12 protein-coding genes and 2 pseudogenes are annotated in these 16,130 nt (G+C 38.4%); 6 read left to right on the plus strand and 8 right to left on the minus strand.

Annotated elements, in window-relative coordinates; genetic code table 11:
* Nucleotides 1-474: 474 nt before the first annotated feature.
* The 3 genes from MSG66_RS14280 (at nucleotide 475) to yddG (ending at nucleotide 2,704) form a co-directional block, all read left to right on the plus strand.
* Entirely contained in the window at nucleotides 475-681 is a 207-nt protein-coding gene (locus MSG66_RS14280) for a type II toxin-antitoxin system Phd/YefM family antitoxin (protein WP_262472738.1), read from the plus strand.
* A 41-nt stretch (nucleotides 682-722) separates the two neighbouring features.
* On the plus strand, nucleotides 723-1,649 hold the full coding sequence (locus MSG66_RS14285; protein WP_324654447.1) for a DMT family transporter: 927 nt from the start codon (nucleotides 723-725) through the stop codon (nucleotides 1,647-1,649).
* Nucleotides 1,650-1,795: 146 nt separating this feature from the next.
* On the plus strand, nucleotides 1,796-2,704 hold the full coding sequence (gene yddG / locus MSG66_RS14290) for an aromatic amino acid DMT transporter YddG (RefSeq protein ID WP_262472735.1): 909 nt from the start codon (nucleotides 1,796-1,798) through the stop codon (nucleotides 2,702-2,704).
* A 48-nt stretch (nucleotides 2,705-2,752) separates the two neighbouring features.
* Here yddG and MSG66_RS14295 read toward each other — a convergent pair whose 3' ends face one another.
* From MSG66_RS14295 to MSG66_RS14330, 8 genes and pseudogenes are all read right to left on the minus strand, one after another.
* A complete protein-coding gene (locus MSG66_RS14295; RefSeq protein WP_003650503.1) occupies nucleotides 2,753-3,367 on the minus strand; it encodes a MarC family protein in 615 nt (204 codons plus the stop codon).
* 79 nt (nucleotides 3,368-3,446) lie between these two features.
* Nucleotides 3,447-4,619 carry a hypothetical protein gene (locus tag MSG66_RS14300; protein WP_202742945.1) on the minus strand — a complete coding sequence of 391 codons (1,173 nt, stop codon included), beginning with the start codon at nucleotides 4,617-4,619 and terminating at the stop codon, nucleotides 3,447-3,449.
* A gap of 205 nt (nucleotides 4,620-4,824) precedes the next feature.
* Nucleotides 4,825-5,178, minus strand: a complete 354-nt coding sequence (locus tag MSG66_RS14305; protein WP_202742946.1) for an ethanolamine utilization protein EutQ — start codon at nucleotides 5,176-5,178, stop codon at nucleotides 4,825-4,827.
* 13 nt (nucleotides 5,179-5,191) lie between these two features.
* Complete coding sequence (locus MSG66_RS14310) at nucleotides 5,192-6,508, minus strand: FAD-binding oxidoreductase (protein WP_324654449.1); 1,317 nt, start codon at nucleotides 6,506-6,508, stop codon at nucleotides 5,192-5,194.
* Nucleotides 6,509-6,525: 17 nt separating this feature from the next.
* Nucleotides 6,526-7,731 (minus strand): FAD-dependent oxidoreductase, encoded by a 1,206-nt coding sequence (locus tag MSG66_RS14315; protein WP_324654549.1) that lies wholly within the window; start codon nucleotides 7,729-7,731, stop codon nucleotides 6,526-6,528.
* Nucleotides 7,720-7,881, minus strand: a pseudogene (locus MSG66_RS14320) (rubredoxin); the annotation flags it as partial. The pseudogene MSG66_RS14320 and the gene MSG66_RS14315, both read right to left, overlap by 12 nt.
* Nucleotides 7,882-7,909: 28 nt before the next feature.
* Complete coding sequence (locus MSG66_RS14325; RefSeq protein ID WP_202742949.1) at nucleotides 7,910-9,340, minus strand: aldehyde dehydrogenase family protein; 1,431 nt, start codon at nucleotides 9,338-9,340, stop codon at nucleotides 7,910-7,912.
* Nucleotide 9,341: 1 nt separating this feature from the next.
* Nucleotides 9,342-10,532: an aromatic ring-hydroxylating oxygenase subunit alpha gene (locus MSG66_RS14330; protein WP_202742950.1), complete on the minus strand. Its 1,191-nt coding sequence runs from the start codon at nucleotides 10,530-10,532 to the stop codon at nucleotides 9,342-9,344.
* A 327-nt stretch (nucleotides 10,533-10,859) separates the two neighbouring features.
* Here MSG66_RS14330 and MSG66_RS14335 point away from each other — a divergent pair, with 327 nt between their 5' ends.
* The 3 genes and pseudogenes from MSG66_RS14335 to MSG66_RS14345 all read left to right on the plus strand — a co-directional run bounded on the left by MSG66_RS14335 (nucleotide 10,860) and on the right by MSG66_RS14345 (nucleotide 16,098).
* Nucleotides 10,860-12,563 (plus strand): BCCT family transporter, encoded by a 1,704-nt coding sequence (locus MSG66_RS14335; protein WP_202742951.1) that lies wholly within the window; start codon nucleotides 10,860-10,862, stop codon nucleotides 12,561-12,563.
* A 247-nt stretch (nucleotides 12,564-12,810) separates the two neighbouring features.
* Nucleotides 12,811-14,532 carry a BCCT family transporter gene (locus MSG66_RS14340; RefSeq protein WP_262472722.1) on the plus strand — a complete coding sequence of 574 codons (1,722 nt, stop codon included), beginning with the start codon at nucleotides 12,811-12,813 and terminating at the stop codon, nucleotides 14,530-14,532.
* 193 nt (nucleotides 14,533-14,725) lie between these two features.
* Nucleotides 14,726-16,098 (plus strand): annotated as a pseudogene (locus MSG66_RS14345) (M24 family metallopeptidase).
* Nucleotides 16,099-16,130: the final 32 nt, after the last annotated feature.

Raw genomic sequence — 16,130 nt, forward strand, 5'->3', positions numbered from 1 at the left:
CTTTTTAAGTCATGTAAAGCTATTTGAGTTTATATGACTTTAATATCTTGGTAGGTATATCCAATACCAAATATAATCACAAATTACTGATAAATAACTATTTAATAAATTAAATTATATTAATGATACAAGCCATGATACAAAAATACTTCTACTGTTTTTGCTGTAGCTTTATATCAACATCTATCTTCTCACTTTAATTTAAGAAACAGCTAAATTTTAGAGGTTACAAAGGTTACTGAGGTTACAGCCTTATGTGGCAAGGCTTTCAGGGCGTAACCTTTTGAAAAATTGAAAAGGTTACAGATTTTTGAGGTTACATATCAATTTCATAAAAAAAATCTATATCGAGAAACACTTCACAAAGCCACATCCACCCATGATAAAAATTCACTTATCCTTGAGAATAAATCCGTTGAAGCGAATCGTACATTTCACCTATCTTGATGTTGTATTAATCAGGGAGAACTACAAATGAATCAGTGGAATTATTCAAATGCCAGAGCACAACTTACCATGATTATGGATCAAGCTGTCGCTGGACATCCCGTAGAAATTACTCGCAGAGGTCGGCAATCTGCTGTTGTGATCAGCAAAGCTTCTTATGAGGCTTACCAGAAAGCCGTCTATGATGTTGCTTACTATAAAATTTTAGCATCAAAAGAAAATTCAGAAGCCTAAACCCTCTCCAAAAACTATCTTTATTAATGCAGCAAGGTTCCATGAAGCTCAATTTTTCTTTAATTCAACTTGGTTTCTTGTTTGCATTTATCTCTGCATTTCTATTTAGCAGTAAAGCCATTTTTATTAAACAAGCTTATGCTCTTAGCCCCTCATTAGATGCCATTACTCTAATGGCTATCCGTATGGGAATTGCTCTACCCTTCTTTTTACTTATCTGTTGGTTTTGCCGCCGTCAAAATCGCAATATCAAGCTAAGAGATATTCTATATTTACTTTCTGTTGGCTTATTAGGTTATTACATTTCTAGCTGGCTTGATTTCTATGGGCTCATGTTTATTACGGCGTCACTAGAGAGAATTATTTTATTTCTTTATCCAACCATGACCGTATTGGCGTCGAGTTTTATCCTCAAGCAAAAACTAAGTTCAAAAACAATATTTGCACTTATCTTAAGTTATGGTGGAACAGTCATTGTTATGCTTCAAGAGCAAAAAATGCTTCCAGACCAACATAACTTCTGGTTTGGAGCAAGCTTAGTGTTTACTAGTGCTGTCGCTTTTGCTTGCTACCTGTTACTTACCCCGCCGTTAATTAAAAAATTTGGTTCGTGGAACTTGACTGGCCTATCTCTATCAGCGGCTTGTATAGGAACCCTTATTCATTTTATAGCTACAACTACTCATCCTATACAACTGCTTACAACCTTGCCTCTACAAGTTATTTGGTACGGAATCTGTTTAGGTTTATTCGTTACGGTTCTACCTACGCTCTTATTAATATTGAGTATAGAGTACGTAGGAGCAACACAATCCGCTATTATTTCATCCATTAGTCCGATTGTTGCTATTCTTTTATCAGTATTTCTTTTAGGTGAGCATTTAAATACAATTCAGTGGCTAGGTTGTTTTCTTAATATTTTTGGTGTGATGCTTATTACACTTAAAAAAAATAAAACCAATAATTAAATTATAAAAAATATATTTTAAGTATTTTCATTATCTATTTTTAATAATGATAAAAAGTCATTAACTCATGATTATTTATCGTGCTCGACTAACTATTAAAGTGCCCATTTAAAAATTATGATTAATTTTTTAATCGGGTCTATCGTATGAGCCGCCAAATATCAACCTTAATCGGTGTTTCAGCTTTGTTACTTTGGTCCACTTTAGTTGGCTTACTCAGGCTTTCTACAGAAAGTTTTGGTCCTATCTATACAGTGACTTACGTATACACCTTCAGTGCTATTATTTTGTTCTTAACATATGGCCTACCCGATTTAAAAAAGGTTTCAAAGAAGTTTCTTATTCTATCTAGCTTGCTTTTCGTTGTTTTTGAATTATGTTTTGCCTTTTCAATTACTCTAGCAAATTCATCAGAAAAATCGATTGAGATGAATATTATTTTTAATATGTGGCCAACTCTAATTATTATTATGTTGGCAGTATTAAAAGAAGAAAAAGTAAACTTAATGACAATATTAGGAGTGGTTATAAGCTTTTCGGGCATAGTTATAATTAACTATCATCCTAATCTAAACTTTATTGATAATTTTTCAAAAAATCCGATTAGTTACTTTTTAATTTTCCTAGCATCTATTCTTTGGGCTATTTATTGTATCTATACTAAAAAGCAAAGTAATGGAACTAATGCTGTTTCGCTTTATTTTATCTTAACAGCTATAGCCTTATGGATACTTACTATCTCTACTCAAGGCTTTCACCTACCACAGGTTCAAGGAATTAACGGCTATCTATTTGTCTTTATCAATGCCGTTTTTTTCTCTATGGGTTATCTAGCGTGGAATATTGGTATTATCAAAGGTAATATGCCTATATTGATTATGCTTTCTTATTTTTCACCCATTTTCTCATCGGCATTTTCCGCTTTTGTATTGAATTCCGATTTAACAATCAATTTTTGGTATGGTGCATTAACTGTTACCTTCGGCTCATTGATCTGCTGGTTCTCAATTCGAAAAAATCATATCCCACAAAATCAGGCAAAATTAGCTTCTTAGATTTATTAGTCACAGCCAAAAATACTTTGGCTGTGACTTGTTATTTTTTTAAACTTTATCAATCAACCGTGTAACGCCATTTACGATCATATCAACTGCAATTGTTCCAATTAATAGTGCAGCTAACCGCCCCACAATATCGAAATAACGATCAATATATTTGGCATGTTTATAGCGTAAGTGATCATGAGAAAACTTCATTGCTATCAAAACACTACAAGTCAGAAATAGCACCAGAGCAATAACTATAGCCGCCTCTACAATAGACATACTCATTCCTGTAACTACAGCTGCACTAATTGTTCCTGGTCCAATCATAAATGGCATAGCTACAGTACCCGCTAAATGCTCTGGCGCTCCTCGCATTTCACCAATCGTATCAGCTCCTTGAAATACATATCGATAACCAATCACTAGAAAAATCAGACCACCGAAAATCAAAAATGATTCAAACCTAACATTTAAATACCGATTAAAAATTGCTTCTCCACCCCATGCGAATAAGAGGAATACCACATATGCAATGAGCCCCCCTTGAATCAAAGCTTTATTAAATACTTTAGTCTCTGTATGACGAATTAGGCCGATCATATAGATACTCATGAGAAATGGATTAAGCAGTGAGAAAAACAAAATGAATGTACTAATAAATGGTGATGACATATTTATTATCCCTAAACGACTTCAGGAAGCTTTTAAACTTCCTGAAAATATCGATAAATGAAAAAGGTTGTAGAAACTCTTAGAAGCTATAAATCAACATTAGATTTAAAAGTTTGTTCCATTTCCCGTCATCACCAGCTGCAAGCGAACTACCACTTCCACCAACAAACGGGTCGTTTTTACTCATCACATATTCGGTATATAAAGAAACATTTTTATAGTCCCAAGCCACACCAACAATGTTGCGCTGTGAATCATCAAATCCCTTTTCTTTCTTGTTAAAACCACTAAAAACCACATACGGCGTAACATTGAGCGAATCTCTCACGTTCTTAAATACATAGCTCGTATCAACTGTATAGAAATAGCCCTTGTTCGCAATATCATATTCCCCGTCAAAAGAACCAAAAGTTGAGCTCGCTGGACTCAATGCATCTTTATTACTAATCGACTGCCGCCCACCAGTAAGCACGACATTTAGATTTTTATAGTTAATGCGGTTAAATAGAGCCCATGTGTTTCGGTTTCCATCAGCAGAGGTTTTTTTATTTTCAATATCTGAATACCAATAACTTCCACCTACTGATACCTTGAGATCATCTGTACTTAAAAACTTAAGATCTTGATCTACACGGGCCATCCACATATTTTTTTCATTTAGGTCAGTTTTGAGTGGATCAGATGAGGTGACAACATTAGCCGTATAACGTGCTGAATCTTTGCTGGTCCCGTGATAATTACCACCATCAGTTGCGAAATAAGCCAAATCCACTTTAGTTGCAGACGGTAATTCAAAGTGATAGTTTGCCCCTAAATTGGAAGCATCCTGTAAACCCATAGTGTTGTTGATACCAGCATAAAAGCTGCTATCCCAAAAACGACCTGGACCAAAAGGAATGGGTTGTACACCTATAGTAATATGATCTGTTGAGTTTAAATGATAGCCAGCATAGCCATAAACCAAAGTAGAGAAATCACAGAACGTATCGTATTGATAACAACGATATTCGACTTTTCCAAACCAGTCAGGTGACTCATAACCTAGTCTTAAAATAGCTGCATCAAATTTTATTTTCTGGTCTGATGCAGATTCACCATAATCCTTATCTTGATAATTCCCTCGTAAAGCACCTGATATTGTTAAAGCACCCGTATCACTTTTAGGGTCACCGAAAGTGACTCCTGCAAAAGCAGGTAATGCCATTCCAACTGAAATCAACCCAAATCCAAGTGTTAAATAGACTTTGCTCATTTACAAATCCTTGTTTAAATGAAGATTTGCAGAGAACCTTTCCTGTTCTCTGCTTATTTTTTTCAGACAATACTTCCCTGTTCAGGAGAAGCTCCTGAAATTTAAAATTTTCGTTAATTCGTGTTAACCCTAATTCAGGGCTAGGTGCTCATAAGAATAAAGCGACCCACATCATTCTTTTCCTGAACGATATGGATCGCTTCTTTTATGCAATCCCGTGCAATTCTTTCCAGTTACCCGGATGTACTACATAACCAAATACTGCATGCCCACCATAAATCAGTTCGGTACCTTCAGGAATCCATAACATTTGACCTGGTCGAACTTCATATTTTTGGCCATTGGCAGTGAGTTCGAAACAGCCTTCAATTACAAAAATGACTTCGTCATAAAGTAATTTCCAACTCACTTCTGCACCTTCCCAACGTGCAAAACCGATACCCATGTTTGGAGAAACATCAGCACCTAATGCTCTAGCAACATAAGCTGTGCCGTTTGGTGTTTCACCACGTAAATTAAAATCAAGTTGAGCACTATCAACTAATTTTACTTCTTTCATCTATTTCTCCAGCTTACAATTCACTACGACTGCGCCATTTTTCAAATCTAATACGTGTTCTGACACCTAAACCTAAGAATGGTTCTGGTGGATTTAAACTAGGCATACCAGTTACATACTGGATATCTCTTAAAGCTTGAGAATCTGATCCAACGACTAAATCCGCTAATAGAGTTCCTGAAATTGTTCCCCATGCAGCCCCCACGCCATTGTCACAAGCACTCGCGAAAACGCCGTCTTCTAACTCACCAAAAAAGTTAGTGAAATTTCGGGAAATAGCGTAAGCACCGCCCCATGTATGGGTAAATGGAACATTTGCTAAATCTGGATAACGACCTAAAAATGCCTTCCGGTGATCTTCTTGTATCCAGCGACGATTATCATCATTTATGTTTGCACCATATTTAGGCACATGCTTATAAGTATTACGGATTAGGATACGGCGATCTGCAGTCATCCTTAAGGTTGTTCCTGCATGGTCGGCTGGAGTAAGTCCCCAATCTAAATCACCACGATAAACTTTCATTTCCTGATCAGTTAATGGACGTGTCCAGCTCGCAAAAGTCATGACAGGTAATAAACGGTTCTTCAAGTAACCAAATTCACGCGTAAAAATACTTGTCGCAAGTAGTACTTTAGGTGCTGTGATTGACCCGTTATCACCTTGTAAAAGCCACTGGTTATTACTTTTTTGCAAACTACGAATTGGAGATTGCTCTAATAACTCAACGCTATCTGGTAAATTGTCACCCATACCGCGTACTAAAGCTGCTGGTTGCATCAAATATGAACCAGGAGTAAAAATCGCACGGCTATAAAAATCTGTACCCAATACTTTTTGAAGCTCTGCTTTTTCGACCCAACGATATGGTTCACCTAAATCTTTCATTAGGTGCTCAAAATGATTGAGATGCGCTTCACCACGCTCACCTACAGCACCTTGATATTTACCAGCTGCAGACCATTGGCAATCAATGTTATGGCGCTCTACCAAACCTTGTAATTGGGCAATTGCCGATCGGTTCAGACTCAATAACTTTTGCTTATGTGAAGGGTCTGGATGTGATAATGCAAATTTATGCGGTAAATCAATTACAAAGCCTGAGTTACGTCCTGAAGCGCCTTCAGCTACACGCTGTGCATCCACTAAAATAATACGGGCATTCGGTTTGAGTTCAGCTAATCTTCGAGCTGCTGCTAACCCTGCAAAGCCTGCTCCGATAATGGCATAGTCAGCTTTTTGTGGACCGATTAACTTTTTAATAGGCTCCGCTGGAGGCAATGCCGCATACCAACCACACGTACTATCATCATTTGGTAAAGCAATCATTTTGTTATTCCCTTAACTTAAACTGTGGATGGGCACGAATTTAGTTTCTCAAGCCACTCACTACGATGGTGCTGTAATTGGCGACCAAGTAAAGCAAAGCCTGCTAGCTTGCCTTGTGCATTGTAGAAACCGGCAGCTAACTCGCCGTCATGTTGTTCCACTTTCCACTCACCCGTTCCCATTGCTGGCAAGACAGATAGTGGCAAAATTGGTGTTTTTACTAAAACTGGTGTCGATTTCAAATCCGCAGCAGTTGACTGACCTAAAAGATTATTAACTAACGCTGGTAATGCTTGAGTGATTGGGTTGATATAAGGTGCCCATTGACCATTCACTTCGGCACAATCACCTAAAGCAAAAATCGCAGGATCGCTACTACGGTGATCAAGTCCAGTACAAATACCGCGAGCTGTTTCTAGACCGGCTGCTTGAGCAAGTGCAATATTTGGTCTCAGACCAACTGCACTTAATACCAAGTCAGTTTCAAATGATTGACCATCTTGGAGTATTAACTGGTAACGACCATTTGCAGATTGAATAGAACGGATACTATTTTGTAGTCTCCACTCCACCCCTAACTGGCTTAGAGCATTTTGTAGAGCATGGCCTAAAGGTTCTGGAATAAGTCGTGCCATTGCCCATTTGCCAAGCCCAACAACTGTAACTTTGTTGCCATGTGCAGCTAAGTCATTGGCAAACTCACAACCAATAAGACCATCCCCAAGAATTGTGACATGCTGTTTATCTGATAATTGCTGACGGAAACGGCGGTAATCTGCTAGATCATTTACACTTAATGTCGCCGTCGAATCACCATCAATAGGAATTACAACTGGTGTTGCTCCAGTAGCCAGTACTAGTCTGCCGTAAGGATAATCACCAATAGTGGTTTGAAGCTTTTTATTGGCACGGTCAATATGAGTTACTTTCGTATGTGGATAAACGCGGATATTTAAACGTTGTTCCCAACTAAGAGCAGACTCACGAACCAAACTATCGCCGTCTTTCCCTAATGCTAAAGCATTAGATAAAGCTGGTTTACTATATAAGGCACCGTCATCAGCAGTAAATACGGTAATAGACAAGTCTGGAGATTGTGCACGTAAAGTTGAAGCCACTTGATAGCCAGCATGGCCACTACCAATAATAACGACAGGTTCAATCACTGGAGCTGCAGCTACTACCGGAACTTCCTCGATTTCAACATCAGTAATATCGAGCATTTCGAAGTCGGCTTTACCAACCTGACACTCTGGGCACATCCAGTCATCTGGAATATCTTCCCATTTTGTCCCTGGTGCTATCCCGTCATCAGGCCAGCCTTTAGCTTCATCATAGATCCAGCCACAGACAATACATAACCACTTTCTCATCTTGTCTATTTCCCTTATTTCTTACAAATTACACGTTATGTTTCAAACGGATACCAATATTGCGAGTTTGAACATAACTGTAGATGGCTTCCTGCCCTTTTTCGCGACCAAAACCAGATAAGCCCACACCACCAAATGGTGTTTCGATACCGCCAGCAAACCATTCGTTAATAAAGACTTGACCAGCAATAAGTCGGTTTGCTACGCGAAGTGTTTGATTCAGATTTTCACCAAATACACCTGCAACAAGTCCAAAGTCCGTACCATTTGCGATAGCAACAGCTTGGTCTTCGTCATCGAAAGGCATGATCACCATTACAGGACCAAAAACTTCTTCTTGAGCAATCGACATGTCATCTTTGGCTTCAATAATGGTTGGTAGGACGAAGTAACCTTCTAGATCGGCGGCTTTTCCGCCTGTTAAAACATTGGCACCTTCTTCACGTGCCTTATCAATCATGGCAAGAATTTGCTGTTGCTGATCTTTAGATACAACTGGAGTAAGATCGGCATTACTTTCGCCAATACCTACAGTTAGGCTCTCTGCAAGATTCACTACAGCTGCTTTAACTTCTTCATAGCGACTGCGGTGCACCAATAAGCGAGACATCGCTGAGCAAACTTGCCCAGAGTTATAAAAAATGCCGACTTTAACGCTACGTAGTAATTGCTCAAGATCAACATCCGCAAAAGCAATTGCAGCTGACTTACCACCCAACTCCATTACAGAAGGTGTTGCACGTTCAGCCGCATCTTTCAAAATGCGTTGGCCGGTTGGTACTGAGCCTGTGAAAACAATCTGGTTCGTATCTTGATGTTTAACCAGATGAGTACCAACTTCTGATCCTTTACCACACAATAAGTTCACTGCACCTTGTGGAAAGCCAGCTTTCTCAATAGCTTTGATGAGTAAAACCATTCCTAAAGGTGAAACTTCAGGTGACTTAATTACAACCGCATTACCAGCCGCTAAAGCAGGTGCTAATGAGCGTGCGCAGATCGAGACGGGAAAGTTCCAAGGTACGATTTGAACTGACACACCCATCGGAATATATGAAGTAAAATCAACGTAATCTTTACCTAAAGGTACTGATATCCCTTCAATTTTATCTGCCATACCCGCGTAGTATTCAAAATAGCGAGCTGCTTCATCAAATTCTTCACGTGCTGTATCAACATTTTTGCCATTTTCACGGCACAGGATTAATGCACCCTCTTCAGCAATTTCACGAATTGCTTCTGCTGCTTTTAACATCCACGCCGTACGTTTTGCAGGACGTACATCAGTTAAAGCACCGCTATTCGCACAACGTCGAGCTGCTGCCATCGCAGCATCTGCATCTTCAATGCTTGCACGAGCAACTGTTGCAAAAGCTTTATCGGTTGCCGGGTTGATAACTTCCAATTGGCGAGAAGCATCTCGCCATTGGCCATCAACATAGTTGAGGTAATGTTGCATATTATGCCTCCAATGCTGTTTTAGCTTGGGTTGCTAACCATTTCTGGAAGAAGTGTGTTGGCAAATCCATCTCAGGAGAGAAAACCCCTCCACCAAAGCCAGGTGAATGACGACCTTTTTGCATGGTTTCAACCGCAAATACATCTTCAGCAAATACAACTTTCCATGATTCTAAAGTTGCTTCACGGCATGCATCATATTTAGCGTCTAGTGATTCATCACCAACGTAATACAAGCGTAATTTTTCAATTGTTTGCTCTGGAGCAATTGGATCAATCATCATTGCAAATGCATGATCAGCTTGAATACCTAATAATACGTTCGGGAACACAGCTACATATTCAGCATGACGAAGTTGATCTTCTGGCCAGCTTGGGAATTTGGGTAAATGCGTACCCGCTGTAGCTGACAAGTTATATTTATAACTACCCTGACCAGCGAAGCGATCTTCAAACATAATGTTGTAGTGATCTTCAAGTTTTGAATATGTATTTAGTGCTGGGTGTACCCAAGGTAAGTGATAAGCTTCGCAATAGTTTTCAACTGTAAGTTTCCAGTTACTTTTTACAGGTAACTCGAAAGTTGAACCTACTTTGCTAGTGCGAATAAGTTCTAAGTCGTTTTCACCCAAGAAAGGCTTCCAACGTTCAACCAATGGTGCAATATGTTCTTCAAAAGTTGGTGCATCACCAGAGATATTTACGAATACCATATCCATCCAAATTGCTGAACGGAGAGCTTTTAAGCCATGTTTTTCACATTTAAAACGTTCATCTTTATGTTGGTTAATTCCGCCAACATGTGGAGTACCTTTTAAGTTACCGTTTAGGTCATAACTCCAAGAGTGGTATTGGCAACGAATTACACCTTCAATAGTGCCTTCTTGCTGCACCAAAATCATACCGCGATGGCTACAAACGTTATGGAAAACTTGGATTTCCCCTTCACGGTTGCGCATCATTACCAAAGGCATGCCCATAAAATTAACAGGCTTCACATAGCTCTTTTTAGGTAAATCAGAAGCAAACCCAACACACACCCAAGTTTTACTTAAAATATTGTCACGTTCAAAATTAAAATATTCGCTACTGGTATATGCTAAATTTGGCATACCATTTGATTCAGTAATAGGATTCAAAACATTATCGACTTGCTGAACCGTAATTAATTGCTGGCTAACTCGACTATTCATCTGATGATCTCCATATATTTAAAACTAACGCAGAACTCCCTGCGTTGAGATGATTTGCACACTCTGCTATTTCTTTAGAGATTGTGTTAAATATCGATTCTTCCGACAAACGACTTTTTAGCTAGGCATATATGAGTTTTTCTCATACGTAAAAAATGGATTTAAACACTACGATTTTTATAAAAATAATTGCTACCCATGACTAAAACTCACTAGTCGGTGAGAATAAATCAGTTGAGCAATCTTCTCCCACCTCACTACCCTGTATTATTAGTATTAAGCAGCTAATAGTTTTTTAGCTGTTGGAAACGCATCCAAGGAGTAGTTATGCGTACAACAACAGGAGTCATGAAAGGGCTTAATCCGACTGTTACTATTGTCTCAAAGTTATTACTCTTCATTTTTATTGCTTTCTGCATTTTTAAGGAAAAACAGGCAGGTGAATATTTTCAACTGATATCAAGTGCCTTATTACAAAATGCAAAATGGTACCTTCTACTTTTAGCAACTTTCTTATTAGGATTTATCATCTATTTATGTATGAGCCGTTATGGCCATATTCGTTTAGGAAAGGATGACGAAAAACCCGAGTATAGTAATATTGCTTGGATCTGCATGCTTTTTTCATGTGGGATGGGTATTGGCTTGATGTTTTGGTCGGTAGCAGAACCAATCAGCCACTATGCAAGTAATCCATTTACCAAAGGTCTTTCAGATGAATCTGCCCGGATGGCAATGCAATTGACATTCTTTCATTGGGGATTACATCCATGGGGATTATTCTGTTTAGTAGCGGTTGCTTTAGGGTATTTTGCTTACCGTAAAAACTTACCTTTTGCCATGCGCTCAGTTTTATACCCATTAATAGGTAATAAAATTTATGGGCCAATAGGTAATATCGTTGACATCATCACCATCGTAATTACTGCTTTCGGTATTTCACAGTCATTAAGTATGGGAATACTTGAACTAAATACCGGGCTCAACCACACCTTTGGCATTAGTGTAGATGTCAAAATTCAGCTCTTAATGGTAGTGATTCTTTGTGCTTTAGCTACTATTTCTTTGTTATCTGCAATCAGTAAAGGCTTCAAGATCATTGCTGAAGGCAACATGATCATTTCTTATTTATTAGTCTTTATTATTATTTTTATTGGCTCAACTCAATATATTTTGAATACCTTTTTTGAAGGAATAGGCGATTATTTACAAAATATTGTAGGTATGAGTTTATGGAGTGATGCGCAAAAAAATTCAGGTTGGCAAAACTGGTGGACTGCGTACTACTGGCCTTGGTGGATGACTTGGGCACCTTTTGTTGGTCTTTTCATTGCTCGTATTTCTAGAGGCCGCACGATTCGTGAAGTCATTCTAGGCTCACTTGCCGCACCCACACTTCTGACTTTCCTCTGGATTGCTGCATTTGGTGGCGCCGCACTCAAAATTGAAAAAGCCAATCATCAACCTGTTGCTCAAGAAGTTGTTGTGACCACTTCACAGGTAACCCTTCCTCCAGTAGCTCCCGTTCATGAAATGACTATTGCGGAAGCGACTAAAAAGGAACCGGCACGAGCTGTGTTTGTATTTTTTGATCATCTTGCTTCAGATCATAATACAAAAGTATTTTTAAGTGCTTTGCTCTGTCTATTACTAGCTATCCATATAATTACTCTAGTTAACTCAGGCACACTTGTTCTCTGCTTTTTAGATTCCAATGGTGCTACCAATCCATCTGTAGCTATCAGGCTAGTCTGGAGCATAATCATTCCATTGATAGGTGGAGGGCTACTATTAACTGGCGGACTATCAGCTATTCAAACGGCTTGTGTCATTGCTGGTTTCCCGATATCAATTCTTTTGGGAATCACCTGTATTTCACTGATAAAAAGCTTAAGGGAAGATCCATTAGCTTGGGTCATGATGCCAGAACATGTTCGTCCCGATTCTTGTAAAACGGAGCAAAAACTTGTTGAAAAACCTAAAGAGAAAAGTTTAACGGAAGCAGATAATCAATTTGTTACTGAAACTTAAGAACTAATTTAAAAAATAGGGATGATTACATCCCTATTTTCATTATTATATTTCTCTAAATTTTTATTAATTATTTGAGCTATTCAATAATTAATCCCAACTCATTAAAAATAAATCAACCTATGACAAAAACTCAGTCATTAGTGAGAATAAATCGGTTGAGCTAACTTTGTCCTCCTCATTACTCTGTATATACAAATTCAACAGCTAAAGGTTTAGCTGTACGTAACGCATCCAAGGAGGAGTTATGCGTACAACAGGGATCTCCGAATCCAACACAGCCGTATCTGTGATTTCGAAAATATTAGTAGTCATATTTGTTTTATTCTGTGCTGTATACGCAGATAAAGCAGCTGAAATTTTTTCTTATTTATCAAATATTTTATTGCACAACATGAAGTGGTTTATCCTATTGTCAGTGACTGGTATCTGCTTCTTTCTTATCTATGTCATGTTCAGTCGTTATGGCCTAATTAAATTAGGTAAAGACACAGACAAACCTGAATATAGCTACTTTGCATGGATCTCAATGCTATTCTCATGTGCAATGGGTGTAGGATTAGTTTTCTGGGGCGTTGCAGAACCCATGAATCACTATGCCAGCAATCCATTCACGAAGGGTTTAACTGATCAAGCTGCAAGTATGGCAATGCAAATCACCTTCTTCCATTGGGGCTTACATGCTTGGTCAGTTTACTGTATTACAGCTTTAGCAATTGGCTATTTCTCATATCGTAAGGGACTACCTTTTTCTTTACGCTCCATCTTACATCCACTTATTGGAAATCGCATCTATGGACCCATTGGAAATTTAGTCGATATTATTGTTATTGTTGTTACTACTTTTGGTATTTCTCAAACTCTTGCACTTGGCGTCCTACAGATTAATGCTGGCCTCAATAAGGTTTTTGGTTTAGGTATTAATGTCACGTCTCAATTTATTATTTTAGTATTGTTGTCTAGCCTTGCAACCATTTCTGTCGTCCGTGGTATTGGCACAGGCATGCGTCGTATCTCAGAATTAAACATTATTTTATCAATTATTTTAATCGTGATCTTAATGTGTGTCGGCCCTGCTCGTTATATTACCAATTCTTATATTGAAGGTTTAAGTAACTACTCTTCCAACTTTATCAGCATGAGCTTATGGAGTGATACACAAAAAGATTCTGAATGGCAAAACTGGTGGACAGCATTCTATTGGTTATGGTGGTCAACTTGGGCGCCTTTTGTAGGGATGTTCATTGCCAAGATTTCTAAAGGCCGAACCATTCGTCAACTTATTGCAGGTGTTTTAATTGTTCCAACTTTAGTGACATTTATCTGGATGAGTGTCTTTGGTGGTTCCGCACTTAAAGTTGAGCAAAATGCTCGTCATACATTCGAGCAACAACAAACGACACAGGTAATGCAGGCTCCAGCAACTGCAGACTTAAACATACAAACAGACGCATCTTCTAAAACGACGGATACAGCACAAGCATCATCTGAATTTACAGGTGGACCCATTGTTAAAGCTACCCAAAAAGACAATACCCTCGCCATCTTTGCTTTATACGATGCAATTGATGATGGTTTGTTTGGGATGATCCTTAGTATTACAACATGCTTGCTACTTATTACATATTTAGTCACGTCACAGGATGGTGGCACACATGTGTTATGTTTTCTTGACACTCGCTCAGAAAAAGATAGCCCTATTCGCACTCGACTCATTTGGTGCCTTTTTGTAACCTCAATTAGTTTGGGACTACTTTATGTTGGTGGGTTAAAAGCGATTCAAACTGCCGTTATTCTGTTTGGTTTCCCAATCTTGATTCTGTTAACTATTATGTGTGGGGCATTACTTAAAGCATTACATAAAGAAGTTTCAACGGGTCTTACAAGCTCACCAACAGAAGAAGCAAAAGAAGATTTTTCTACCACTACACTAACTTCAACCGAAATCCAAACAAAGGCTGAGGTTTAATCTCGACTTTGGTCAATGGGTAATATAAGGAGAGCAATTTTAAATTGCTCTCCTTTTCTTATATTCAAAAAAATAATTAAAAACATGATTTTAACTCATGAGCACCCACCCAAAAAATCGCTATTCAATTCGGAAGTTATGTATTAATAGTAATGACTGATGGACAATAACAAAGATTATGTAAGGATATAACATGAATAGTAAGCAACTCTTTCAAAATCGTATAGGTAATCGTCATCCTGAACATTTAAATATGCATCAAATTGGACCAGGCGACTTAGCAACATCGGAATGGAAACAAGCTGGTCTTACACTTCCTAATTTAGATCGTATGCACCAATACCGTTTAGATCGAATTTGTGCATTATTAAAACAACAAGGATTAGCCGGTATTTTGCTTTATGACCCTATTAATATTCGTTATGCAACAGGTACGACGAATATGCAGGTGTGGCTATTACATAATGCTGGACGCTATACCTATGTTTCCGCAGAAGGAAAAGTCGTGTTGTGGGAATTTGATCACTGTGATTTCTTAGCAGATCATTCTAAAGTGGTTAGTCAAATTCGCCCATGTATCTCATGGTTTTATTTCTGCGCAGGATCCCCTATTGAGGAACAAGTAAAAAAATGGGCACATGAAATTTATGAGGTCATTTTGGAACTAGGTCAAGGCAATAAAAAAATTGCTGTCGATAAATGTAATGATGAAGGGATTAGAGAATTACAACACCTTGGCCTCAGTATTGAAAATGGTGAAGTAATCATGGAACTTGCACGCGCCATTAAAGGTGAAGACGAAATTAATGCCATGCGTTGTGCAGTCCATGCCACAGATTCAGCCATAGCAGTCATGCATAGCCATCTTGAACCAGGTATTTCTGAACAACGCTTATGGTCATATTTACATGCTGAAAATATTGCTCGTGGAGGTGAGTGGATTGAAACTCGCCTATTATCTTCTGGTCCTCGCTGTAATCCGTGGTATCAAGAATGTAGTGGAAGGGTTATCCAAAATGGTGATTTAGTCGGTTTTGATACAGATATGATTGGCGCCTATGGCATTTGTGTTGATACTTCGCGGACATGGCTATGTGGCGATAAAGCCCCAACAGCCGAGCAAAAAAAGATTTACCAAATGGCATTTGTGTTGATACTTCGCGGACATGGCTATGTGGCGATAAAGCCCCAACAGCCGAGCAAAAAAAGATTTACCAAATGGCATATGAGCAGATTCAATTTAATACTGAATTATTAAAAGCTGGGGTAACTTATAAAGAACTGACTCATCAAGCTCTACAATACGATCCAACTGAATATAATCACTATTCCTTCCTCTATCATGGAGTGGGCTTATGTGATGAAGCGCCCGGTATCTATTTTAAAGAAGCATGGGATAATTACGGATACGATGGTGTTTTAGAACCTGGTATGGTTATATGTGTAGAGAGTTACGTGGGACATAAACACGGTGGTTCAGGTGTTAAGCTTGAAAATCAAATTCTTATTACTGAAAATGAACCTGAAGTTTTAACTTTGTATCCATTTGAATCGCGATTACTGTAAATAAAGGGATCTAATTGATCCCTTTTTAATTT

It is taken from the genome of Acinetobacter sp. IK31 (assembly GCF_035615195.1).
Lineage (GTDB): Bacteria > Pseudomonadota > Gammaproteobacteria > Pseudomonadales > Moraxellaceae > Acinetobacter > Acinetobacter calcoaceticus_C.

Bases quoted from the DNA above. Each gene is read 5' to 3' on its own strand.
- MSG66_RS14280 (WP_262472738.1), top strand. From the start codon at position 475: ATGAATCAGTGGAATTATTCAAATGCCAGAGCACAACTTACCATGATT.
- MSG66_RS14285 (WP_324654447.1), top strand. From the start codon at position 723: ATGAAGCTCAATTTTTCTTTAATTCAACTTGGTTTCTTGTTTGCATTT.
- yddG (WP_262472735.1), top strand. From the start codon at position 1,796: ATGAGCCGCCAAATATCAACCTTAATCGGTGTTTCAGCTTTGTTACTT.
- MSG66_RS14295 (WP_003650503.1), bottom strand. From the start codon at position 3,367: ATGTCATCACCATTTATTAGTACATTCATTTTGTTTTTCTCACTGCTT.
- MSG66_RS14300 (WP_202742945.1), bottom strand. From the start codon at position 4,619: ATGAGCAAAGTCTATTTAACACTTGGATTTGGGTTGATTTCAGTTGGA.
- MSG66_RS14305 (WP_202742946.1), bottom strand. From the start codon at position 5,178: ATGAAAGAAGTAAAATTAGTTGATAGTGCTCAACTTGATTTTAATTTA.
- MSG66_RS14310 (WP_324654449.1), bottom strand. From the start codon at position 6,508: ATGATTGCTTTACCAAATGATGATAGTACGTGTGGTTGGTATGCGGCA.
- MSG66_RS14315 (WP_324654549.1), bottom strand. From the start codon at position 7,731: ATGCTCGATATTACTGATGTTGAAATCGAGGAAGTTCCGGTAGTAGCT.
- MSG66_RS14325 (WP_202742949.1), bottom strand. From the start codon at position 9,340: ATGCAACATTACCTCAACTATGTTGATGGCCAATGGCGAGATGCTTCT.
- MSG66_RS14330 (WP_202742950.1), bottom strand. From the start codon at position 10,532: ATGAATAGTCGAGTTAGCCAGCAATTAATTACGGTTCAGCAAGTCGAT.
- MSG66_RS14335 (WP_202742951.1), top strand. From the start codon at position 10,860: ATGCGTACAACAACAGGAGTCATGAAAGGGCTTAATCCGACTGTTACT.
- MSG66_RS14340 (WP_262472722.1), top strand. From the start codon at position 12,811: ATGCGTACAACAGGGATCTCCGAATCCAACACAGCCGTATCTGTGATT.